Annotated in this window: 1 protein-coding gene; it reads left to right on the forward strand. The window is 50.3% G+C overall.

The genetic code is table 11. The features are described from left to right. The coding region (locus SQ11_RS15960; protein WP_041515195.1) for a GtrA family protein at positions 1–459 on the forward strand (459 nt) is incomplete at both ends.

The raw sequence follows: 459 nt of genomic DNA on the forward strand, positions 1-459 counted from the left end.
ACTGGAACTGCTGATGACAGGACGTGGGCAGTTGCGTGTAAAAGAAATCCCGATCCATTTTCACAATCGACTGCACGGCACCTCCAAACTTTCTCTTTCACATCACCTGACTTATCTGCGGCAACTCATCATACTGGCTGGTGGCACCGTCTCCTTTTATACAGCGAGCCGCTTTGCCATGGTTGGACTGCTGGGTGTCTTTATCGACGTATTGATCTTTCAATGGATGACCGGGCAAGGCATCAGTCTGGCAACAGCACATATTTCCAGCTTCCTGGCAGCAGCCAGCTTCAACTACACTTTGAACACCAAATGGTCATTCCGGCTACATCATTCAGGTCATTTGCGCTGGGGGCAGTTTTCTCGCTTTCTGATCGTCGGAATATTTGCAATGCTCCTGAGAGGCGCTGTGCTGGCCTGGTTGATCTACACCTGGAACATGCCAACCGAATGGGCTAT

The organism is Nitrosospira sp. NpAV (assembly GCF_000832065.1).
In the GTDB taxonomy this organism is placed as follows: Bacteria; Pseudomonadota; Gammaproteobacteria; order Burkholderiales; family Nitrosomonadaceae; genus Nitrosospira.